We start from the raw sequence: 20,886 nt of genomic DNA, 5'->3' as shown, positions 1-20,886 counted from the left end.
ACGGCATCGCCGTCACTTGCTGAAGATCGCCTGCTCCGAAATCTGGATGCCGGCCGGTCCAAGGATGACGCCGAAAAGCACCGGCAGGAAGAACAGGATCATCGGCACTGTCAGCTTGGGCGGCAGCGCCGCTGCCTTCTTCTCGGCGATGTTCATGCGCATGTCGCGGCTTTCCGCCGACAGGACGCGCAGGGCGTGGGCAACCGGCGTGCCGTAGCGTTCGGCCTGAACCAGCGCCTGCGTCACCGATTTCACGGCCTCCAGTCCCGTGCGCGCCGCAAGGTTGTCGTAGGCCTGCTTGCGCTCCTGAAGGAACGACAGTTCTGCATTCGTCAGCACGAGTTCTTCGGCAAGGTCGACCGACTGGATGCCGATCTCGTCTGCCACGCGGCGGAATGCGGCTTCCACCGATATGCCGGATTCGACGCAGATCAGCATCAGGTCCAGCGCGTCTGGCCATGCTTTCTGAATGGATTGCTGGCGCTTGGTGGCCCGGTTCCTGACGTAGAGGATCGGAGCGTAAAAGCCGCCATAGCCAAGCAGGATGCAGACGAAAAGTTTCATCAGCGGCGACTGCTCGGAAAGGCCTCCGAGCACGAAGATGTAGACGAGGCCGAGAGCCAGCCCGATGAAAGGCAGGACAAGGCGGAAAAACAGGAACTTCGTCAGCGGGTTCTGGCCGCGGAAGCCGGCGACCTTAAGCTGCGCCGCGGTTTTCTCGTCTGCGAGCAGGCGCCTCAGATCGAGCCTGTCGACAATGTTCCGCATCCCGACTGACTGTTCCTCGCGCAGGCCCTTGCGCCTGCGGTCGGCCTCCGCGGCAAGCCGTGCGCGTTGCTTTGCGCGCAGCTCGTCACGCTCCAGCGCAACCGACTTCATCCGCGCCTTGAGCGGATTGCCGCTGAGCGCGGGAAGCGCGGTGAACATCGTGACGAACACCGCGACCGCGACCACGATCGAGATCATCAGGCTCGGATCGGATATGGATTTGGCGATCTGGTCCAGCATGGTGACGCTTCCCTGAGGCTAGACTTCGAAATTGATCATCTTGCGCATGACGAAGATGCCGATCGACATCCACACGCCGGAGATCGCAAGGATGAGATGCCCTGTCGGATGGGTGAACAGCGGCATGATGTAGTTCGGGCTCGACAGATAGACGAGCAGCGCAACGAGGAACGGCAGCGCGCCGAGAATGACGGCGGAGGCCTTGGCTTCCATCGACAGCGCCTGGATCTTGGCCTTCATCTTCTTGCGGTCGCGCAGCACCTTGGAGAGGTTGCCCAGCGCTTCGGAGAGGTTGCCGCCGGCCTGGCTCTGGATCTGGATGACCACGCCGAAGAAGCTGGCTTCCGCGCAAGGCATGGTTTCGGGCATGCGCATCACCGCTTCCGGCAGCGAGAGGCCGACTTGCTGCGACTCGACGATGCGGCGGAATTCGGTCCGCACGGGCTCGGGTGACTCCGCCGCGATCAGCCGCACGGAATCGTTGAGCGGCAGGCCCGACTTGACCGCGCGCACGATGACGTCGAGCGAGTTGGGAAACTCGTGCAGAAACGCCTTCACCCTGCGCGCGCGCATGAATGAGACGACCCATCGCGGGATGCCGAACGTTCCAGCCAGGAAAACGCCGGGTAGCACCAGGGGCGGCACGCCCACGATGAACAGCAGCGCCGTCAGGACCAGCCCACAGATGACGGAATAGATATAGAAGCGCTGTATGGTGACTTTCATGCCGGCCTGGCGAAGCTGTATCTTGAGAGGCGGCTTCTTGGTGCTGAGGGCGCGGGTTTTCTGCTTGGTTTCTAGCTCTTTGAGCGAATCCTGCACGGATTTGCGCCGACGTGCCGCCTCGGCAACGCGGTCCCGCGACGCCTTGACCGTGGCGCGGTCCGTGTCGGCGCGCTTGATGGTCTCCAGCCGCTTGCCGGCCTTCTTCTCGTTCTCGATCGATGTGAACAGCAGGGCATAGGCGAGCGCACCGACGCTGAGCGTTGCCAGCGCGATGAAGGCCAGAACAGTGCTGTCCAGTCCGAACATCCCAGTCTCCTATGCAGTGCCTGCCGTGAGGACGCGCTCGGTCACTGCGTTTCCTTTTCCATCGCTTCCAGCGCGTTGGCGAGCCGCGCGTCCTCGCCATAGTAGCGGGCGCGATCCCAGAACGCAGGGCGGCCGATGCCGGTCGACACGTGCTCGCCGATGATGCGACCCTGCGCGTCTTCGCCCTTGATGTGATAGAGGACGATGTCCTGCGTGATGATGACGTCGCCTTCCATGCCGATCACCTCGGTGATGTGGGTGATGCGGCGAGAGCCGTCGCGCAGGCGTGCCGCCTGGATGATGACATCGATCGAGCCGACGATGATCTCGCGCACGGTCTTCTGCGGCAGGGCGAAGCCGCCCATCGCGATCATCGATTCCATGCGGTTGAGACATTCGCGCGGGCTGTTCGAGTGGATGGTACCCATCGATCCGTCGTGGCCCGTGTTCATCGCCTGCAGAAGATCGAACACTTCAGGGCCGCGCACCTCGCCCACGACGATGCGTTCGGGACGCATGCGCAGGCAGTTCTTGACCAAATCGCGCATGGTCACCTCGCCCTCGCCTTCGAGGTTTGGCGGGCGGGTCTCCAGTCGCACCACGTGCGGCTGCTGGAGCTTGCAGCTCGGCCGAGTCCTCGCAGGTGATGATGCGTTCGTCGCGGTCGATATAGTTGGTCAGGCAATTCAGTAGCGTGGTTTTACCGGAACCCGTGCCCCCGGAAATGACCACGTTGCAGCGGACACGGCCGATGATCTTCAGAACTTCCGCCCCTTCGGGCGTAATCGCGCCGAACCGCACGAGCTGGTCGAGTGTCAGCTTGTCCTTCTTGAACTTGCGGATCGTCAGTGCGGTGCCGTCGATGGCGAGCGGAGGTGCGATGACGTTGACGCGCGAACCGTCGGGAAGACGCGCGTCGCAAATCGGCGAAGATTCGTCGACGCGCCGGCCAACCTGGCTGACGATGCGCTGGCAGATGTTCAGAAGCTGCTGGTTGTCGCGGAAGCGGATGGTCGTCTGCTCGACCTTGCCGCCCACCTCGATGTAGACGTTCTTCGAGCCGTTGACCATGATGTCGGCGATGTCGTCGCGCGCCAGCAGGGGCTCGAGCGGGCCATAGCCCAGCACGTCGTTGCAGATGTCCTCCAGCAGTTCTTCCTGCTCGGAGATCGACATCGCGAAATTCTTGATCGCAATGATGTCGTTGACGATGTCGCGGATTTCCTCGCGCGCGGAATCCGCGTCGAGTTTTGCCAGCTGCGACAGGTCGATCGTGTCGATCAGCGCCGAGAAAACCTGGCTCTTGGTATCGTAATAGCTGTCGCTGCGCTCGCGCGGAGCGCGCTTCGGAGGCTCCGGCGCAAGCGGCGGGGCCTCGATGGCGCGCTTCGGGGCTGCGGGCGCGGCACTTGCACCGCCTGCGGCCTGTTGCGGGCGTGCGGGCGCGATTGTCGTCGTGCTCGTGGCCGCCTCGCGGGGCGCTGCGGGCGCGGGTGCCGGTGTTCCGGCAGGCCGGAAAGCCGGTGTCTCGCTCTGTCCGCCGTCGTTGCCTCTTTTGCCAAACATTTCCGCGCCGATCCCGCTTTTTTCGAATTATTTCTTGAGCTTCAGTCGTTCCAGCAGGTCGCCGAGCCCCGGCTTTTTCTTCGACTTGATTTCCGAGCGTCCGGTCAGCACATGCGCCACCTCGTTGATCGTCTTGACGATCGCGTGCTGGGCATCCATCTCGCTCAGCATCCTGCCGTTGTTGGCGGCGTTGCCGAAGAGAGCGGGATCGAAGGGGATCACTGCCATCGGCTCGAGTTCCAGCGGGTCGGCAAAGTCGGCGGCGCTGATCTCGGGTCGTTTGGGAACACCCGCCTGGTTGATCACCAATTTCGGCGGGCCGTCGTTCGGCCGCAGCTTTCTCAGCGTGTCCATCAGGTTCTTGGTATTGCGCAGGTTGGCGAGTTCCGGCGTCGCCGTGATCACCACCTGGTCCGCCTGCGTCAGCACGTTTTTGGTCCAGCCGTTCCAGACATGCGGCACGTCCAGCACAAGCAGTGGCGTGCTTCGCTGGGCAACGTCGATGATCTGGGTGAAAGCCTCGGCGTCGAAATCGTAGGTGCGGTCCAGCATCGACGGCGCCGCCAGCAGTGACAGGCGCTCGGCGCACTGCGCAAGCAGGCGATCGAGATAGGTTTCGTCGATGCGCTCCGGCGAAAACACGGCTTCGGCGATGCCTTGCGCCGGGTCCTGGTCGAAATTGATGTTGGCGGTGCCGAAAGCAAGGTCGAGGTCGGCCACCAGCACTTCCGAGCTGAACAGCGTCGACATGCTCCAGGCCACATTGTGCGCGACAGTGGAGGATCCGACGCCACCCTTGGCGCCAATGAAGGCGATGGACTTGCCAAGCGGCTCGGCCTGCGGGTCGACGAAGATCGACGAGATCACCGAGACGATGTCAGCCATGGAGATCGGGGCGACCACGTATTCGGAGATGCCGAAACGGATCAGCTCGCGATAGAGCCACACGTCGTTATAGTGACCGACGACGACCACCTTCGAGGAGGGATCGCAGACCTCGGCCAGCCTGTGCAACTCCGCAACAAGCTGCTTCGGCTCGTCGCGCGACTCGACGATGATCAGGTTCGGCGTTTGCGCCGAGTGATAGAAGTCGATCGCGGTGCCGATACCGCCCATGTGCACCTTCAGGTGCGCCTTGGACATCCGCCTGTCGGCAGCGGCCCGCTCGATCGGGCTGGCAACGCTCTCCGTCTCGCAGAATGCCTGGATGGAGATGCGCGGAACCGGCCGCAATTCGCTCATGGCGGCGATTTCGTTTTCGCTGGCGGCGTCGGAATCCGTCGTCGCGTCGTAGGCGAGATTACTCATGTCATGCGCCCCCGGTGTTCATCAGTATTCGACTTCCTGGTCCCAGCCGCTTGTGCGGCGCCGGTATTCGTCGATCGATGCGCCCCTGCGTGTGCTGTCCACTTCGGACTGCTTGCGCGGTCCGAGGAAATCGGCCGGATTAGCCACCTGTGCTGCCAGGTTGTTCTGGTAGGAGCAGCCGAAATTGGCCCAATGCTTGTTTTCCGAATCTTCGAGCAGGTCGGCCGGCCACCGGCCGCACTGCCCGGTCGACGCAGTCATCTCCGAGTAGATCAGCCGGATCGGCGCGTTGTCGCCGTAGCTGGCTGCCTCATAAGGCTGGTGCAGTATGTAGCCTTCCGGGACGCCAGCCGCGCGCAGCCGCTTGACCATGTCGGCGGAAACCAGCGATGCCGCATTCTGGTTGGGTGATCCGTAAGGCGTCAGAACCGTTACCACCGGCGCTGCGGAGCGGTCGTAGTCGGCGATGAAACCGTCCACGGCCGCGCGCTGCATGCGGGAAAGGCCCCGGTCCATCAGGCCGACGGGAATATCGATCTTCTTGTCCTTTTCGCCGATGACGATCGGATGCGAAGTGCGATAGTCGTCCGGAATGGAGCCGACCTGGATGCTGTCCCGGTTGGCGCAGCCCGCCATCAGGAGCGCGGCGACGGCTGCCACCAGGGTCAGGCGCGGCGCATTGTTCAAGAGCACGTCAGACATGATCCACTCCGATCACTTGTAGATGAAGCCGACGACGCCGTGATAGCGCCCGGCCGGCCTGTCGGTCTGCATCGACCCGTAGACGCGGTTGACGCGCCCGAGGAAGATGCCTGCGCCGTCGCTTGCAGGGGTGAAATTATCGTCCGGCTTTGCCAGCGCGGTCCGCGCCACCGGCTTGGAGATGTAAGGGGTGACCAGGATGACCAGCTCCGTCTCGCTGCGATTGAAGTCGCGGCTGCGGAAGAGCGTGCCCAGAACAGGAACCTGCGACAGGCCGGGTATGCGATTGTAGGTCTGGCGCACATTGTCCTGGACCAGCCCGGCGATCATCATCGACCCGCCGGAGGGCAGTTCGACCGTGGTGTCGGCAAGGCGCTTGCGCAGCGAAAGGATGTTTTCGCCAGCGACCTCGACCGCACCTTCGGGCGTCGGTTCGGAAACCGATGTGCGCACCCGCAGGCTGATGCGTCCGGGCGACAGCACGACCGGCTGGAATTCGAGCCCGATGCCGTACTCGATCTGGGTCAGCGTGCGGACGAAACGACCATCCTCGTTCTCGACATTGGTGATGACATTGTATTCGCCACCTGCCCGGAACGTCGCCTTCTCGCCGGAAACGGCGGTCAGTGTCGGTTCCGCCAGCGTCCGCATGACGCCGGACTGCTCCATGGCGTTGATATAGCCCTGCAACAGGTCCGCGCCGCCCAGACCCGTTCCCGCCCGTACCAGTTGGGAGGGATCGAGCATGTCGAAACGAAAGCCGTCGGTCTGCGCTACCATGTTGACGCCGAGCTGCTTCATGACCGAGCGGCTCACCTCCGCAACGGTCACCTTGAGCGTCACCTGGTCTTCGCCGATCACGCGCAGCATGTTGACGATGGCGCTGCGTCGACGTCCGCTGTCCGGATTGTCGATGGCCACACCCGCCGCAGCGCTGCCGCCTGCCGCAGTCTGCGAATACTGCCCCGTTGTAGCCTCGCCGCCGCTCACGAACAGCGTTGCAAGGTCAACCGCGCGCTTTGCATCAAGTGGGGTCTCGACCGTACCCGTCAGCACGACATTGTCGTTGACCAGTTCCGCCTTGATGTCGGAATTCGGCAGGAAACGCTTGAGATGACTGTCGAGGCCGGCGACGTCGCGCTCGACACGGAGATCGAGGCTCGCGATCTGCTCGCCATTGGGCCCGAAGACGAAGATGTTGGTTTCGCCAACCTGCTTGCCGAACAGGTAGATGCGCCGTGCGGTGCGTGTAACGGCGTCGGCGACACCTGGGTTCGCAACCAATATGTCATAGGCGTCGCGCGGCAGGTCGATGACGATCGACTTGTTGAGGCCAAGCGAGATGCGCTGGCTGGTCCCGGCATTGCCTACGGTAACCATGCCCTGCGCATGGGTATCTGTAGCCGTAGCGAGCAGGCCCAGCCCGGCCCCGGTGGTTGCCGACAGCGCGATCAGCGACACCGCGGCTGCGCGCAGCAAAGTCCTTGCCGTTCCCAGTTCCTTCAAGGCTTTCATTTGCGAGCCCCCACTTCGCTCATCTCTCCGGACTTGATGAGGCGCACGGTTCCGCGCCTGCCTTCGCCGGAGACCAGATAATCTGCTTGGTCTTGAACCACTTCCTGGGTGTCGACGATCGCCCTCAGCGACAGCGCGAGCCGATCGGCCATCTGCTGGGCGACCGTGATGATCTCCGCCTGCTGCGGCGTCAGTTCCAGGGTGGCTGTGTCGCCGACGCGCACGCGCCGGCCTTCCTCGTCTTCCTGGATCGCCTGGTCGATGGCGAGAACCCGGATATTCTTGAGGATTGTCTCCGTCACGTAGGCGTCACCGCCGCCTTCCTGCGCCGAATTACGGCGGGTCATGATCACGTCGACATAATCGTTTGGCAGGATGAAGCCGCCCGCCGAGGTATCGGCTGCGATCTGCGTCGCCACGGCGCGTTTGCCTGTCGGCAGGATGGACGACATGAAGCTCTGGCCTTGGCCGATGAGCTTCGAGCGCCGAAGCGGCTCACCTTCGTAGATCGGTACGCGTGCGATAGCGCCCTTGAACTCCTCGAGGGCTTCCGGGTCCGCGTCGCGTGTTATGAAATTCTCGTTGATGCCTGCCGAAGGCCAGGACTGCCAGCTCAGGCTGTCGCCGAGCGTCGCGCCCATGGCCACATCGCCGTCGAGCACCAGCACCTCGGTCAGCCGGATTGCCGGTTCGCTTGGCGCACTGCTGACGATCTGCGCGGGCGGTGCCGACATGTTCTTGGCGACATAGCCTGCGCCGAGCGCCGTTACGACGGCGACGCCAAGAATGATCACACGCGTTGGAGCCATTGTCCGAACCTCTTACTCGGCAAATCCCATAGCCGAGCCGGACTTTGCGGTTCCAATCGTCAAATTAGGGTTAATGGCTGCCTTACAATCGTGATTAATTTAAAGTTTACACGAACTGTACGGTACCGTTGCTTACAGCGCCGTCAGGCGTGCCAGTGCCCACTGCACCGGCGCCGTCGAGGGATACATGATGAGGCCGCTGATGCCGAGCGCGACGCCGTAGGGGATGCCCAACTTGTCATTGGCGAAGTGGCGCAGGAAGACGTTGTTGCCGGTCAGAACGGCGAGACTGGAGCCGCGGTAGAGGATCAGCAGCAGCGTCAGCAGCCCGCCGATGATCGATGCGTTGACGAGATAGGCAACCAGCTCGCCGGAAAAACCCATCCACAGAGCCGTCGCTGCCAGCAGCTTGGCATCGCCGCCGCCCATGGCGCCAAGGGCAAACAGGGAAAACGTCACAGAAAGCACGAGGCCTGCCGCCGCGAAGTGCCAGCCGTAAGTGGCCCAGTCCATTCCAGTCATCGGCGCGACCACTGCGAAGGTCGCGATCAGGATCAGCGACACGCGGTTGGCGATTGTCATAGAGAGCATGTCGGAAACGGCCGCAAAGACCATGCAGAAGGGAAAGACCACGAAAATCAGCGCTTCAAGCATCGCTGCACCATCCAGCCGGCATTTTCACTTGCAATAGTCTAGCATCCGCGCGCTTAAGCTTTGGTGAAGTCGCGCGCTTCAATCCGAAACGAAAATGGCCGCCCGGGTGGGCGGCCATTCGACGGGGTGGCGAAGCACCCTGTGGTATCAAAATTAGTTCTGAGCGTTCTTCAGCTCGTCGGCCAGGAAGCTGAACTGGTTGTCCAGCGCATTGCCGAGCGTGGTGGCGCCGGCAACGATGGCGAGTGCAATGAGGGCCGCGATCAGGCCGTATTCGATGGCGGTCGCGCCGGATTCGTCCTTAACAAAACGTGCAACGATCTTCGACATGGTGAGCTCCTTACTCGATGTGTTTACAGCACTTCCGTCAACGTTTCTGCTGTGTCGATCGGATGGCTGCACACTACGAGAGAGCTCTTTCAAACGGCTTAAGAAATACCCTTACCGAAATCTTTCGAAAACCAAGTCGTGCACTTGGTTAATCGCCAAATAAGGTTTGCCGTTGCTTTTTAAGGACCTGCCTTGCGGCCTTCCGGGCGCATCAGGCGGGGTTGTGCAGTGCCGCTGCGAGCATCGTCCGCACCTGGCGTTCCACCTCTCTGGCGATCTGCTTGCGATCGGCGTCGGGCGTCGCCAGCACCGGCTCGCCGAAATGCACCTCGAGGTCGATCGCGCCCTCAGACAGAAGCTCGCGCAAATGAGGCACCAGCGCCCGTTCTCCGATCCATGCCGCGTGGGCGCGGTGCAGGCGGCCCATCGGCATGCCTTGCAGGCGCGTATAGGCGATCGCCACCGGCTGGATCGTAACCGTCCTTCCGCCATTGGCTTCCAGCGCTTTCCGCGCCGCGCCGAAAAGCGTCGACTTGAACGGCAGCATGAGATTGCCGTCGGACGTGCTGCCTTCCGCGAACAGCACGATCGGGTCGCCATTGCTCAGCCGGGCGCCGATCTCCCCGGCCTGTTCACCAGAGCGCCCGCGCCGCTCCCGCTCGACGAAGACGGTGCGTTGCAGTCGCGCCAGCGTGCCCATGATCGGCCAGCCGGCAAGTTCGGATTTGGCGATGAAATGCACGTCCGCCAGCGAACCGAGCACCATGATGTCGGTCCATGAGACGTGATTGGACGCGATTAGCAGCGGCCGCCCGGCGGCGATTTCTCCGTAAACCCGAATGCGCATGCCCAGCAGCTTGGTGACCAGCCTGTGCCAGATGCGCGGGGCCGGTCGCTCGTCGAGCCACCCCGTCCGCAGGGCGACGAACTGCCAGAGAGCCAGGCAGGGTGTAGCGATGGCCGCTGCCAGAAGCGCCAGCACCAGACGGATCGTCCCGATCATTCTTCTTGCGGCCCCCGTGCATCGCCTAACCGGCTAGCGAAGATCGCGCCGCATGACAAGCGCCGCGCTGCGCGGCCCGTCGGGCTGCTCGTAATAGCCGGGCCTGCGGCCGACCTCCCGAAAACCTAGCCGCCTGTAGAGCGACAGAGCCGGCATGTTCATCTCGTCGACTTCAAGGAACAGCGCTTCGGCCCGATCGGCATGAAGCGTGCGCAGCACCGCCTCCATCAGGTCGCGACCGAGTCCGAGCCGCCTGTGGCTGCGCGCCACGGCAATCGTCAGGATCTCGGCCTCGCCCGCCGCCAGCCTTGCCAGCACGAAACCGACCGGCCGCGCCCTGCGCTGGCCCACCGGCCACGCCGCAAAGCCGAAAACCGGCGTCTGGTCGAGCAGCGAGCTGAACTCGTCCTCGGACCAGGGGCGCAGAAAGTGTTCTGCATGGATGTTCGGAAGGTGATCCGCGTCGTCGGTCGAAAGCCTTTCGATCGCGAATTCCAGCGGCGGCGCGAAGAACGGCAGCTTCACGGCGCATCCTTTCGCGGCAACGCGAAGGCGCCCTGTGGTTTCGCGTCGGCATCGCGCAGGTAGAGCGGCCTCGGCGGCAGCGATGCCGTGTGCGGATCCTGCTCCAGCCGCTTGATGGCGATGCGCGCATAGGTCCCGATGTCCGCAGTCTTGCCTTCGGCCAGCAACGTGTCTGCGCCCGTCTCCCGTATCAGCGCTTCCGCTTCGTCTACACCGACTGCGGCCGGATCGAGGGTTGGCGTGCCATCTGCCGCGAAGGCGGCGACATAGGCCTGTCCCCGGCCGGCGTCGATGCGGGCGATGATCGGCCTGTCGGGGTCGGCGTCACGGCATTCCTCGGCAATGGCCTCGAGCGTCGTGATGCCGACGGCCGGTACCTTAAGCGCCAGCGCCAGCCCGCGCGCGGCCGCAACGCCGACCCGCACGCCCGTGAATGAGCCAGGTCCCACTGAAACAGCGATTGCGTCGAGGTCGCCATAGGCCGTCCCGGCCTCCTTGAGCGCGGTATCGATCACGCTCATCAGATGCTCGGCATGTCCCTTGCCGAGGTCGAGCACCGCGCGCCCGCGCTCGCCGCCCGCTTCATAAACGCAGGCGGCGCACAGGTTGGCCGATGTATCGATGGCGAGGAGGCGCAAGGCTGTTCCCGCGATCTTCCTATCCGGCGCGATCCCGCGCCTTCAATTCCAGGCGGCGGGCATGCAGGACGGGTTCGGTGTAGCCGCTCGGTTGCTCGCGCCCCTTGAAGACGAGATCGAGCGCGGCGAGGAAGGCGATGGAATTGTCGAAATCGGGCGCCATCGGCCGATAGAGCGGATCGCCGGCATTCTGGCGGTCGACCACGGTCGCCATGCGCTTCATCGTCTCCATCACCTGGTCGCGCGAGCAGACGCCGTGGTGCAGCCAGTTGGCTATATGCTGCGAGGAGATGCGAAGCGTGGCGCGATCCTCCATAAGCCCGACATCGTTGATGTCGGGCACTTTGGAGCAGCCGACGCCCTGGTCGATCCAGCGCACGACATAGCCGAGGATGCCCTGGGCATTGTTGTCGAGTTCGTGCTGGATGTCCTCTGCGCTCCAGTTCGGCCGCGTAGCGACCGGCACCGAAAGGATGTCGGAAAGCTTCGCCCGTTCGCGCGACTTCAAACCCTCCTGCACCGCGTGCACGTCGACCTTGTGGTAATGCGTGGCGTGCAGCGTGGCGGCCGTGGGGGAGGGCACCCAGGCGGTGTTGGCGCCGGCTTTCGGATGCCCGATCTTCTGCTCCAGCATCGCGGCCATCAGGTCGGGCATCGCCCACATACCCTTGCCGATCTGCGCGCTGCCCGAAAGGCCGCATTCCAGCCCGATATCCACGTTCCACTGCTCGTAGGCGGAAATCCAGGCCGACTGCTTCATGTCGCCCTTGCGGATCATCGGGCCGGCTTCCATCGAGGTGTGGATCTCGTCGCCGGTACGGTCGAGGAAACCGGTGTTGATGAAGACCACGCGTTCCTTTGCGGCCCGGATGCACTCCTTGAGGTTCACCGTGGTACGGCGCTCCTCGTCCATGATGCCCATCTTCATGGTGTTGGGCTGCATGCCGAGCATCGCCTCCACACGGCCGAAAAGCTCGACCGCGAAAGCCACTTCCTCGGGGCCATGCATCTTCGGCTTCACGACATACATCGATCCTTCGCGCGAATTTGCGCGCCTGCCGTCAGGCCCGATATCGTGCAGCGCGATCAGCGCTGTGATTGCCGCATCCATGATGCCTTCGGGGATCTCGCTCTCGTCGTCGAGCAGGATCGCCGGGTTCGTCATCAGGTGCCCGACGTTGCGGATCAGCATCAGCGAGCGGCATTTGACGACGAAATCCGAGCTGTCGGGGGCGGTGTAGGTGAAGTCGCTGTAGAGCTTCCGGGTGAAGGTCTCGCCGCCCTTGGTGACTTCCTCGGTCAGGTCGCCCTTCATCAGGCCCAGCCAGTTGCGATAGACCAGCGTCTTGTCTTCCGCATCGACGGCCGCGACCGAATCCTCGCAGTCCATGATCGTGGTCAGAGCGGCTTCGAGGTTTACTCCCGCAATGCCCGCCGGATCGGTTTTGCCGATCTCCCAGTCGCGGTTGACGATGATCTCGATGCCGAGCCCGTTGTTCTTGATAAGCACATGGCGCCAGCCGTCGTGTTCGGCGTGGCCGGCGTATTTTTCAGGGTCTTTAAGCGAGACCGCGCCGTTTGCCGTCTTCAGGACAAGCGTTTCGCCCGCCTCGATATCCGTCACGTCGGTCCATTTCGCGCCGTCGAGCGGTGCCGCGCTGTCCAGAAACGCCTTCGCCCACGCAATGACCTTCTCGCCACGCTTGGGGTTATAGCCCTTGCCTTTCTCCGCGCCGTCGGTCTCCGGAATCGCGTCCGTGCCGTAAAGCGCATCGTAGAGAGAGCCCCAGCGGGCGTTGGCCGCGTTGAGCGCGAAGCGCGCGTTCATGATTGGCACCACGAGCTGGGGCCCGGCGACCACCGCAATTTCCGGGTCGACGTTCTGCGTCGTTACCTTGAAGTCTCCGCCTTCCGGCAGCAGGTAGCCGATCTCGCGCAGGAAAGCCTCATAAGCCGCCATGTCGCTCGGTGCGCCATTGGCACGGTGCCAGTCGTCGATCTGGCGCTGCATCTCGTCGCGCTTGGCGAGCAACGCGCGGTTCTTTGGCGCGAGATCGTTGGCGATCGCAGAAAAGCCCGACCAGAACGCGTCCTCGCTCACGCCCGTTCCCGGCAGCGCCTCTTTGTTGATGAAGGCGTATAGCGCGGGCGCGACCTTCAGGCCGCGGATCTCGATCTGATCGGTCATTCAGGGGGTCTCCGGTCTTTCAAGCGTGGCTGGCAAAGTTGCCGTCTGCTTTCACCACGCCGGGGGCGCGGGGTCAATTCGCCGATGTGGTGAGGGGCGAACTAAGCCTGAGGTTGTCAAGGACGCGCGCTTGGGAGGATAGTTATTCGTCGGCCCACGAAGTCTGTTGAGTCGTTTCCAGTTCCTGACGGGTGCAGTCGACAACATTCGGCAAGGCGCAATGCCTGGAAGGGAGACAGCCGATGGAACTCATCAGAAGCTTTTTCGGACTGATCGAGGATTTGACCTGGGGATGGTCACTCATACCGATCCTCGTGATCTTCGGCGTATTCATCACCGTCATGAGCGGCTTCGTCCAGCTCGAATTCTTCGGCAGGATGTTCCGTGTCCTGTCTTCTAAGAACCAGAGCGGCGACCCCAACGCAATCAGCGCGCGCGAGGCGCTTCTCGTTTCCGTCGGCGGTCGCGTCGGCGGCGGCAATATCGCTGGCGTCGCGGTTGCGATCACACTCGGCGGGCCAGGCGCCGTGTTCTGGATGTGGGCTATCGCGCTGGTCGGCATGGCGACAAGCCTCGTGGAATCGTCGCTGGCGCAGCTCTATAAGCGTTCCAACGGCGACGGCACGTTTCGCGGCGGCCCGGCCGGATACATCATCTACGGTCTCGGCGCTCAATATCGCTGGCTGGCGGTGCTTTACGCCGTCTGCCTGATGGCAGCCTTCGCCTTCGGCTTCAACGCGTTCCAGGGCAACACCTTCGCAGGTGCTGCAGAGGACAGCCTGGGCATCGATCGCCTGTGGACCGGCCTGTTCCTGGCGGTGATCGCCGGCTTCATCGTCTATGGCGGCATCCGACGCATCGCCAAGGCAGCCGATGTGATCATCCCGATCATGGCCTTCGGCTATATCGGCATGGCGCTGCTGGTCATCATCCTCAACATCACCGAACTTCCGGGCGTGCTGTGGACAATCGTCGCCAACGCATTCGGCATCGAGGAAGCGGTCAGCGGCGGTGTCGGCGCGGCACTTGCGCAGGGACTGCGGCGTGGCCTCTTTTCCAACGAGGCGGGTCTCGGTTCCGCCCCGAACGTCGCGGCCACGGCCGATGTCCGGCACCCGCTCAGCCAGGGGATCACCCAGTCGTTCTCCGTATTCATCGACACGATCATCATCTGCTCGTGCACGGCCTTCATCATCCTGCTGAGCCCGGTTTACGTGCCGGGTGCGGAAGGCATCGACGGCGTCGCGCTGACCCAGCAGTCGCTGGTGAGCCATGTCGGCGAGTGGTCGCAATACTTCCTCACCTTCGCCGTGCTGCTCTTCGCCTTCAGCTCGATCATCTACAATTACTATCTCGGCGAGACCGCGCTGAGCGTGATGACCCGGCAGCCGGCGGCGCTGCATGTACTGAGGGTCGCGATCATCGCCGTTGTCTTTCTCGGAGCGACGGCGCCCGGTGCCACCGCGGTGTTCTTCTTCTCCGATCCGGTGATGGGCGTGCTGGCGGTCGTCAACCTGATGGCGATCATGATGCTGTTCCCGGTCGCCCTGCGCATCCTCAACGACTTCCGTGCGCAGTTGAGGGCGGGTGTGGCGCGGCCGGTGCTCGATCCGCGCAACTTCCCCGACCTCGACTTGGACTACAGCGCCTGGACCCATGCCACGAGTGGGGCAGCCGCACCGGTGGAAGGCGAAACGCGACCTTCGTCCGCGCCGGCCTGACCGTCTCTGTCGAAAACGAGGCTCCTCGCGCGACATGGTTGCGATCGGCATTCCCGCCGGTCGCAACCAGGCAGGGAGCCTCATCATGTCAAACCTTTCATTCAGACCGAACGTCGTCGCTATTATTGTCGCCGGACTTGCCGGCTTCGCATTCTCGTTGATCTGGTACAGCCCACTGCTTTTCGGCGACATCTGGGCGGCCGCAAGCGGCGAAGCCGCGGCCTCCATGCCGATCTGGAAGCTGTTCGTCGCACCGCTGCGCGAGATCATCTCGGCATGGGTGCTGGCGGTGCTGATCGCTAACTGCGGCATTAACGATCGCAAGGGAGCGGTCGCGCTCGGCCTCTTTCTCTGGTTCGGCTTTTATGTCGTGCAGCTTGCAGGCGCGGTGATCTGGGACGGCATGTCGCCGGTGCTCGGTGTAGTGCATGCCGGCGACTGGCTGATCAAGATGCTGCTGATGGCCGTCATCGTCACCGCGTGGCCGAAGCGCTCGGGGCGGATGCATGAACGCTCCGCCTGAGGCGGCCGTGTCCTACCGGCCGATGCGCGGGCGCCCGGTCGCCGTCGCGGTCAGCACAGCCTCGATGAAGCTGCGCCGACCTTCGACTGTCGCAGCACGCACGTCGCGTTCGACCGTGATCTCGAAATTTTCGGCGCCGGCCTCGGCGGCGCGCGTGGCGAGCATGTCCCGCGCCGCGCGCTCCGCCTCGGCAAGCGCCGCATCCTCGTCGCCGAAGTCGCGGATACCTTGTGGCGACGACACCCGGAACAGGCCTTCGCGCGGCTGGCTGACCTGCGCCTCGACGCTGACGCGCACCTGGCCGACCACCGCGCCCAGCGCGTTGGCGACATCGGTGTCTGGCGGCACGATGCAATCGTTGCCGACGAGCACGTCCAGCCCGGCATAATGCAGCGGCGCCGACGCGCCGAGGCCGATCACCGGGCGGTCGAGCGAGACCGACAACCGGGCGATGCCGGTGCTGCCGTCGACCGCGCGCTGCACCAGCGCATGCGCGACCGTTTGCGGACCTTCGAGCCCGTCCTCGGCAAAGGCGGTCTCCAGGATCGCTTCGGCCGAGCGCCGGGTCAGTGCCCGCAGCACCCGCGCCGAGATCGCTTCCGCATCCGCTTCGAGTGGCGCGCCGCGGCCGTCGCGCCGGCGCGCGAAGAGTGCCGCGCCCATCCGCGCGGCGTCGGCGTCCCAATTGTCCTGCCGGCCGAGCACATGCGCGGCGTCCGAAGGCGTGAAGCCGCATATGTGCACGAGCCCCCGCGCGACGAGCCTGCTGAGCGTGGCGATCTGCGCGTTCGACGTCAGCAGCCGGTCGAGCGGCTGCGGCGTCGCCGTGATGGTCGCGTAAAGCTTCTCCTCCGCGCCCGAGAGCCCGGCGGCCAGCCTGTCCGGCACGCCGGTGCGCAGCGCAAGACGGCCGTCGAGCCTGCCGGGGTTGGGCGCGCGCAGTTGCCGTTCGAGCACATCGGTGACCGCAGCGCCGTGGGCATGCGCGGCCAGCGCCAGCGGCACCAGCCGGCGGGGGCCGAGTACGAGGCGCGGGCGCAGGCCGCCATCCTCCAGCCCCACCTCCGAATCGCCGCCGAGCCCGAAGGTGCGCATGGCGACCGCCTCGACCATGGTGCGGTAGCCGCCGACGGTGGCGCCCTCCGGGTCGAGGCGCGGGCGGCCGCCGTCGAGCACGGCGACGTCGGTGGTGGTGCCGCCGATGTCGGAGACGACGGCGTTGTCGAGCCCGCTCATGTGGCGGGCGCCGACGATGCTGGCGGCGGGGCCGGACAGGATCGTCTCGATCGGCCGCAGCCTGGCGAAACCCGCCGAGACCAGCGCCCCGTCGCCGCGCACCACCATCAGCGGTGCGGCGATGCCGCGCGCGGCGAGAAAACCTTCGGTTGCCGCCACCAGCCGGTCGATCATCGCGATCAGCCGCGCGTTGAGCAGCGTCGTCAGCGCCCGGCGCGGCCCGCCGAGCTTCGCCGAAAGTTCGTGGCTGGCGGTGACCGGCAGGCCCGTCCGCTCCCGGATGAGATTTGCCACCGCGATCTCGTGCGCCGGGTTGCGCACCGCGAAATAGGCGCAGACGGCAAACGCGGAGACCGAAGGCGCAAGGCCGGCCAGTGCAGCCTCCAGTTCGTCGAGTATAAGCGGGGCCGCGTTGCCGTGGACGTCATGCCCGCCCGGCACGAACAGCACCGGGTCGGAGCCCAGCGCCGAACGCAGGCCGGCGCGGTCGAGATCGGCCTGCGCAAAGCCGACCATCACCAGCGCCACCCGGCCGCCCTGTCCCTCGACCAGCGCGTTGGTGGCAAGCGTGGTCGACATCGAGACGAGCCGCACCGCCGAAGGCGAAACGCCGGCCCGCGCAAGCACCGCGTCGGCAGCGCCCGCAATGCCGACGGCGAGGTCGTGCCGTGTCGTCAGCGCCTTCGCCTTGGCGAGCACGGTGCCGCGCGGCGCCGGCGCCGGCGACCAGAGCACGGCGTCGGTGTAGGTGCCGCCGGTGTCGATGCCGAGGAACAGCGCTTGGTCGTCTTGGGCGATGGCTGGGGCGGCTGACATGCGGCGGGGCTTCGCGTGGCGGGACTTCCGCTTTAGCCGATTGCCGCGTGGGGCGGAAGCGGGCAGACGCTGGGCCAGCAAACCGGCCCGCCGGCCGCCGTAATGCCTATTGGGCGATCTCCCATTCCTGTTCGAGGGTCAGCGGCACGATGTCCGGCCGGGCCTGCGGCACCGGCGTCGGCGAGGGCGAGGAAGGCTGCCGGCTGGTGCAGGCGGCAAGCACGGCGAGTGCTGCAAGGGCGAGCAGCGGGCGCAGGTGGGGTGTCCTCATTTTGCCGCGCTGTCGAGCCAGATCGTCACCGGCCCGTCATTGACGAGCGCGACCTTCATGTCGGCGCCGAAGATGCCGTTGGCGACGGTGACGCCGTGGCCGGCGACGGCGGCCGAGAAATAGCCGTAGAGGCGCTCGCCCTCGGCGGGTGCTGCGGCGGTGGAGAACCCCGGCCGGTTGCCCTTGGTCTCGGCGGCCAGCGTGAACTGGCTGACGACCAGCGCCGCCCCGCCGGTGTCGATCAGCGAACGGTTCATGCGGCCCTCGTCATCACGGAAGATCCGCAGGTTGACCACCTTGCGCGCCAGCCAGTCGGCTTCCTTTTCCGTGTCGCCCTGCATGGCGCAGACCAGCACCAGCAGCCCCGGCCCGATCTCGCCAACAACCGCGCCGTCGACGGTGACGGAGGCCGAGGAAACACGTTGGACGAGCGCGCGCATGGGAAATCCTGCAATCGAGAGAGTCGGCGAAATGCTTGGCACGGTGCCGCCCGCCCGTAAACAGGCAGAGCGGTCGCATCTGGAAACGACCGGCGCACGGGCGCGCGCTTTCGCAAGGGGCATGGTCCCTTGCGAAGTCCATGGCCTGGCATGTTTGCTCGGCACGCCGCTCATGAGGTGTCGGTGCGCTCCATAGCCCAGAAGGCGAGGTCGTGCACGATGTTGAGCACGTCATGGACCGGGTGGGCATGCCGCCCTGCCGGGCGCCATCCAGGCGGACGGCCGGGGCGCAGCGGCCAGACGCGACGCGTGACGCCGCGCCGGTGGGCGGGCTGGCGCTGCGCCTGATCCTTTAGGGCCGCATCGCGCCGCGCCCGCCAGCGAGCGAAGCGGCTTGCATGGGCGGGCAGGTCGTCGAGTGCGGCGGCCACGGCCCGTAGGCGCAGGGCAAGGCGGGTGGCGTCGATGGGATCGTCCGGCATCGGCGGCTGGCGTGGGGAAGCGGCGCCGACGCGCCGTCGCCGGGAAACGAGATGCGCGGCACGCCGGCGGCAACCGGCCGCCTCGGGCCGCGCCAGCGCGGCAGCGGATCGAACAGCGGCAGGGTCGCGCGCCGCGCGGCTTTGCGCGCCTTCGGCGATGCGGGAGGTGCTGCGTGTGGGTGCCCTTCAAGGCTCGGGCCTTGCCCCCGCAGCGCGGGATGAGACAGGTCGCGCGCCATCACGATGATAAGCCGCCGCGCCGCCGCCTCGGCCGGGCGCAGGAGCCGCAGTACGGCGCGGTGAAGTTGGCGGGGGAGCGTCGGGCGTTCTTCGCTACGCATCCCTTCCGGGTACCTGCTGGCTGCATCAACGTCCCGGTCTTCTCCGCCTGTTGGCGCGCCACCGGCGGGACAGCCTTGCGCCTCCGGGGCAAACGGGCCGCGAAGCCCGGCCATGGCCACGAGCCTCGTCAGGATGCGCCTCAGCGCCTCCCGGTTCGTCTCGATCGCCGCACTCCAGTCCATCGCCGCCTTGCTCCGGTTCGGTCGACGGGGATTGTCGGGCGGGTAACGAGGGGGTGGATAGGTTTTGGGGGAGATGGAAGGGGCCGCTGGTGCTTGTGTGTTCTCTCTCGGCCTCTTGAGTCACTACCCGGCTGCGACCGTCGTATACTGCCGCCGCCATTCCGCCGGCATGGGTTCGCGGAAGTTCCCATCTCCAGAGGCTGGTGGATGACGCCGATGATCGCTTCCGGCGACAAATTGGATGTCGCAGGCAGCGCCGGCCCTCACAACGTTCTTGTTCAGTTCATGGAGAGGGCTGTGAGAGCCCTCTCAAGGGTTGACCGTAAAGCCACCATTTCCTATGAGAGGTAATGAATATCGATCTGATCACGATTCGAGAGGCTGAATTAAAGGCTGAGCTTACCCGTCTCCGGGAGAGCATCGACGCCGTTGAGAAGGAGCTGGATGAGTTGACGATTGCCAAGGGCGTCTTCCTCCGCCTGACCGGCAAAGCAAAGGCTCCGGCATCAACTTCTGCTCCGAAGCGAGCAAAGTTCCCCCGCCCGGCACAAAAGAAGCCTGAAGAACTCCCTACTATCAGGAATTTAGTTTTCGAGGCTCTAATGGATGCAAGGCAGCGCGGCCTGCCAGGGCTCGCACCTCGCCAGATCGGGAGTACGTGGCGCAGCGCTACAATTATGAAATGGGGTCATCTGCGAATACTGTTCCGTCGCGTATGTGGCGCACGGAGAAGGCAATTCAAAAGGATACGGAGACTGGCTTGTTTAGCCTTCCGTCGAAAGAAAAGCCCGCTGACGAAAATTCCTTGGCCGGAACGTCAGCAGGCTTGTTCGAAGCTCCAGCGAAAGGCCGTGAAGCCGGTCCGGGAGGTGGTACATGATAATAGCTTAGCTACTACCGTGGCGGCTCAAGTGAAAACTTGGGTCGCCTTTCAAAACCGCAGCAACAACCGCAGTTCAACAAAATGACCGTTTCAGCGGCCAATTGTCTGATTTGACTATGATTCATTTATCGAATCTCGTCAACCGCTGATCGGTTATGCCTTCGAAAGGAAGGTAAATGAACGACCGAAAAGTGACGCCGGACATGGTTCCGGTAATCAAGCTGGCTCGTGATCTGAATTACAATTATGCACGCATTGCGTCGTATTTTCAGATCAATCAGGGCCGCATCGCAGACGTGATGAAGGGACGCAAATTCCCGGATATCCCGCCGGCCAAGCAGCTTCCGCCTGATTTTCCATCAGCGTGAGAAACATGGAGGGGGCGACCACTGGTCGCCCCCTATCTTCCTTGGGGCGGACGTCTTTCTGACGGGTGTATGATGTGGTTGCGGATGGCCAGCATGGCATCGCTGCAGTGACAGGAGCGTTCCGGCATGGATCCTTGGGTCTGCGCAGTTCGCTTCGCTTCTGCTCCGCCCGAGGATGACGAGGTGAGAGGGGGAGCGCCTTTCGCTTGGTGGTGAGGTGGAACGGTGACGTTTGCTGATGGAGGGCACAGCTCGCGGATGTCGTGGCCGCCATGCTTTCGTCATCCCAGGGCGGAGCAGGCCGGAGGCCGTCGCGGAGACCCTGGGATCCATGCCTGACCGGC

At 64.4% G+C, this 20,886-nt stretch carries 20 protein-coding genes and 1 pseudogene; 4 read left to right on the top strand and 17 right to left on the bottom strand.

The window, feature by feature from the left end; translation table 11 throughout:
- Positions 1 to 12 precede the first annotated feature (12 nt).
- The 13 genes and pseudogenes from HK436_RS05660 to HK436_RS05600 all read right to left on the bottom strand — a co-directional run bounded on the left by HK436_RS05660 (position 13) and on the right by HK436_RS05600 (position 13,278).
- Positions 13 to 1,008 (bottom strand): type II secretion system F family protein, encoded by a 996-nt coding sequence (locus HK436_RS05660; protein WP_173187976.1) that lies wholly within the window; start codon positions 1,006 to 1,008, stop codon positions 13 to 15.
- Positions 1,009 to 1,026: 18 nt separating this feature from the next.
- A complete protein-coding gene (locus tag HK436_RS05655) occupies positions 1,027 to 2,040 on the bottom strand; it encodes a type II secretion system F family protein (RefSeq protein WP_173187974.1) in 1,014 nt (337 codons plus the stop codon).
- A gap of 41 nt (positions 2,041 to 2,081) precedes the next feature.
- Positions 2,082 to 3,606, bottom strand: a pseudogene (locus tag HK436_RS05650) (TadA family conjugal transfer-associated ATPase).
- Between the two features lie 27 nt (positions 3,607 to 3,633).
- Positions 3,634 to 4,914, bottom strand: a complete 1,281-nt coding sequence (locus HK436_RS05645) for a CpaE/TadZ family protein (protein WP_173187972.1) — start codon at positions 4,912 to 4,914, stop codon at positions 3,634 to 3,636.
- Between the two features lie 21 nt (positions 4,915 to 4,935).
- Complete coding sequence (locus HK436_RS05640; RefSeq protein ID WP_173187970.1) at positions 4,936 to 5,616, bottom strand: CpaD family pilus assembly protein; 681 nt, start codon at positions 5,614 to 5,616, stop codon at positions 4,936 to 4,938.
- 12 nt (positions 5,617 to 5,628) lie between these two features.
- Entirely contained in the window at positions 5,629 to 7,131 is a 1,503-nt protein-coding gene (locus tag HK436_RS05635; protein WP_376769130.1) for a type II and III secretion system protein family protein, read from the bottom strand.
- Positions 7,128 to 7,940, bottom strand: coding sequence for a Flp pilus assembly protein CpaB (gene cpaB / locus HK436_RS05630; protein ID WP_173187968.1), 813 nt, complete (start codon positions 7,938 to 7,940; stop codon positions 7,128 to 7,130). Before cpaB ends, HK436_RS05635 begins: the two co-directional genes overlap by 4 nt.
- A gap of 132 nt (positions 7,941 to 8,072) precedes the next feature.
- Positions 8,073 to 8,594, bottom strand: coding sequence for an A24 family peptidase (locus tag HK436_RS05625; RefSeq protein WP_173187967.1), 522 nt, complete (start codon positions 8,592 to 8,594; stop codon positions 8,073 to 8,075).
- Between the two features lie 153 nt (positions 8,595 to 8,747).
- A complete protein-coding gene (locus HK436_RS05620; RefSeq protein ID WP_173187965.1) occupies positions 8,748 to 8,924 on the bottom strand; it encodes a Flp family type IVb pilin in 177 nt (58 codons plus the stop codon).
- 211 nt (positions 8,925 to 9,135) lie between these two features.
- Positions 9,136 to 9,927, bottom strand: coding sequence for a lyso-ornithine lipid O-acyltransferase (gene olsA / locus HK436_RS05615; RefSeq protein ID WP_173187964.1), 792 nt, complete (start codon positions 9,925 to 9,927; stop codon positions 9,136 to 9,138).
- Positions 9,928 to 9,960: 33 nt separating this feature from the next.
- Entirely contained in the window at positions 9,961 to 10,452 is a 492-nt protein-coding gene (gene rimI / locus HK436_RS05610; protein WP_173187963.1) for a ribosomal protein S18-alanine N-acetyltransferase, read from the bottom strand.
- On the bottom strand, positions 10,449 to 11,090 hold the full coding sequence (gene tsaB, locus HK436_RS05605; protein ID WP_173187962.1) for a tRNA (adenosine(37)-N6)-threonylcarbamoyltransferase complex dimerization subunit type 1 TsaB: 642 nt from the start codon (positions 11,088 to 11,090) through the stop codon (positions 10,449 to 10,451). The genes rimI and tsaB overlap by 4 nt, the downstream gene beginning before the upstream one ends.
- 19 nt (positions 11,091 to 11,109) lie before the next feature.
- Positions 11,110 to 13,278 carry a malate synthase G gene (locus HK436_RS05600; RefSeq protein WP_173187961.1) on the bottom strand — a complete coding sequence of 723 codons (2,169 nt, stop codon included), beginning with the start codon at positions 13,276 to 13,278 and terminating at the stop codon, positions 11,110 to 11,112.
- A gap of 242 nt (positions 13,279 to 13,520) precedes the next feature.
- Between HK436_RS05600 and HK436_RS05595 the strand changes: the two genes are divergently transcribed.
- Together HK436_RS05595 and HK436_RS05590 are read left to right on the top strand one after the other, a co-directional pair.
- On the top strand, positions 13,521 to 14,999 hold the full coding sequence (locus HK436_RS05595; RefSeq protein WP_173187960.1) for an alanine/glycine:cation symporter family protein: 1,479 nt from the start codon (positions 13,521 to 13,523) through the stop codon (positions 14,997 to 14,999).
- 85 nt (positions 15,000 to 15,084) lie between these two features.
- Positions 15,085 to 15,522 (top strand): DUF1761 domain-containing protein, encoded by a 438-nt coding sequence (locus HK436_RS05590; protein ID WP_173187959.1) that lies wholly within the window; start codon positions 15,085 to 15,087, stop codon positions 15,520 to 15,522.
- Positions 15,523 to 15,534: 12 nt separating this feature from the next.
- Here the strand turns inward: HK436_RS05590 and HK436_RS05585 are convergent, their stop codons facing one another.
- The 4 genes from HK436_RS05585 to HK436_RS31160 form a co-directional block, all read right to left on the bottom strand.
- Positions 15,535 to 17,574: a hydantoinase/oxoprolinase N-terminal domain-containing protein gene (locus HK436_RS05585; RefSeq protein ID WP_173187957.1), complete on the bottom strand. Its 2,040-nt coding sequence runs from the start codon at positions 17,572 to 17,574 to the stop codon at positions 15,535 to 15,537.
- Positions 17,575 to 17,680: 106 nt separating this feature from the next.
- On the bottom strand, positions 17,681 to 17,845 hold the full coding sequence (locus tag HK436_RS05580) for a hypothetical protein (RefSeq protein ID WP_173187956.1): 165 nt from the start codon (positions 17,843 to 17,845) through the stop codon (positions 17,681 to 17,683).
- Positions 17,842 to 18,285 (bottom strand): D-aminoacyl-tRNA deacylase, encoded by a 444-nt coding sequence (gene dtd, locus HK436_RS05575; RefSeq protein WP_173187955.1) that lies wholly within the window; start codon positions 18,283 to 18,285, stop codon positions 17,842 to 17,844. The genes HK436_RS05580 and dtd overlap by 4 nt, the downstream gene beginning before the upstream one ends.
- A gap of 170 nt (positions 18,286 to 18,455) precedes the next feature.
- Positions 18,456 to 18,767, bottom strand: a complete 312-nt coding sequence (locus HK436_RS31160) for a hypothetical protein (protein ID WP_244648546.1) — start codon at positions 18,765 to 18,767, stop codon at positions 18,456 to 18,458.
- Between the two features lie 874 nt (positions 18,768 to 19,641).
- Here HK436_RS31160 and HK436_RS05565 point away from each other — a divergent pair.
- Positions 19,642 to 20,259 carry a hypothetical protein gene (locus HK436_RS05565; protein WP_173187954.1) on the top strand — a complete coding sequence of 206 codons (618 nt, stop codon included), beginning with the start codon at positions 19,642 to 19,644 and terminating at the stop codon, positions 20,257 to 20,259.
- 91 nt (positions 20,260 to 20,350) lie between these two features.
- On the top strand, positions 20,351 to 20,542 hold the full coding sequence (locus HK436_RS05560; protein ID WP_173187953.1) for a hypothetical protein: 192 nt from the start codon (positions 20,351 to 20,353) through the stop codon (positions 20,540 to 20,542).
- The last annotated feature ends 344 nt before the right edge of the window (positions 20,543 to 20,886 follow it).

The organism is Neoaquamicrobium sediminum (genome assembly GCF_013240295.1).
In the GTDB taxonomy this organism is placed as follows: domain Bacteria; phylum Pseudomonadota; class Alphaproteobacteria; order Rhizobiales; family Rhizobiaceae; genus Aerobium; species Aerobium sediminum.
The sequence above is the reverse complement of the archived record's forward strand: the minus strand, read 5'-3'. Positions and strand labels throughout refer to the sequence as shown.

Coding starts and splice junctions, on each gene's coding strand:
- HK436_RS05660 (WP_173187976.1), bottom strand. CDS start 1,008: ATGCTGGACCAGATCGCCAAATCCATATCCGATCCGAGCCTGATGATC.
- HK436_RS05655 (WP_173187974.1), bottom strand. CDS start 2,040: ATGTTCGGACTGGACAGCACTGTTCTGGCCTTCATCGCGCTGGCAACG.
- HK436_RS05645 (WP_173187972.1), bottom strand. CDS start 4,914: ATGAGTAATCTCGCCTACGACGCGACGACGGATTCCGACGCCGCCAGC.
- HK436_RS05640 (WP_173187970.1), bottom strand. CDS start 5,616: ATGTCTGACGTGCTCTTGAACAATGCGCCGCGCCTGACCCTGGTGGCA.
- HK436_RS05635 (WP_376769130.1), bottom strand. CDS start 7,131: ATGAAAGCCTTGAAGGAACTGGGAACGGCAAGGACTTTGCTGCGCGCA.
- cpaB (WP_173187968.1), bottom strand. CDS start 7,940: ATGGCTCCAACGCGTGTGATCATTCTTGGCGTCGCCGTCGTAACGGCG.
- HK436_RS05625 (WP_173187967.1), bottom strand. CDS start 8,594: ATGCTTGAAGCGCTGATTTTCGTGGTCTTTCCCTTCTGCATGGTCTTT.
- HK436_RS05620 (WP_173187965.1), bottom strand. CDS start 8,924: ATGTCGAAGATCGTTGCACGTTTTGTTAAGGACGAATCCGGCGCGACC.
- olsA (WP_173187964.1), bottom strand. CDS start 9,927: ATGATCGGGACGATCCGTCTGGTGCTGGCGCTTCTGGCAGCGGCCATC.
- HK436_RS05600 (WP_173187961.1), bottom strand. CDS start 13,278: ATGACCGATCAGATCGAGATCCGCGGCCTGAAGGTCGCGCCCGCGCTA.
- HK436_RS05595 (WP_173187960.1), top strand. CDS start 13,521: ATGGAACTCATCAGAAGCTTTTTCGGACTGATCGAGGATTTGACCTGG.
- HK436_RS05590 (WP_173187959.1), top strand. CDS start 15,085: ATGTCAAACCTTTCATTCAGACCGAACGTCGTCGCTATTATTGTCGCC.
- HK436_RS05585 (WP_173187957.1), bottom strand. CDS start 17,574: ATGTCAGCCGCCCCAGCCATCGCCCAAGACGACCAAGCGCTGTTCCTC.
- HK436_RS05580 (WP_173187956.1), bottom strand. CDS start 17,845: ATGAGGACACCCCACCTGCGCCCGCTGCTCGCCCTTGCAGCACTCGCC.
- dtd (WP_173187955.1), bottom strand. CDS start 18,285: ATGCGCGCGCTCGTCCAACGTGTTTCCTCGGCCTCCGTCACCGTCGAC.
- HK436_RS31160 (WP_244648546.1), bottom strand. CDS start 18,767: ATGCCGGACGATCCCATCGACGCCACCCGCCTTGCCCTGCGCCTACGG.
- HK436_RS05565 (WP_173187954.1), top strand. CDS start 19,642: ATGAATATCGATCTGATCACGATTCGAGAGGCTGAATTAAAGGCTGAG.
- HK436_RS05560 (WP_173187953.1), top strand. CDS start 20,351: ATGAACGACCGAAAAGTGACGCCGGACATGGTTCCGGTAATCAAGCTG.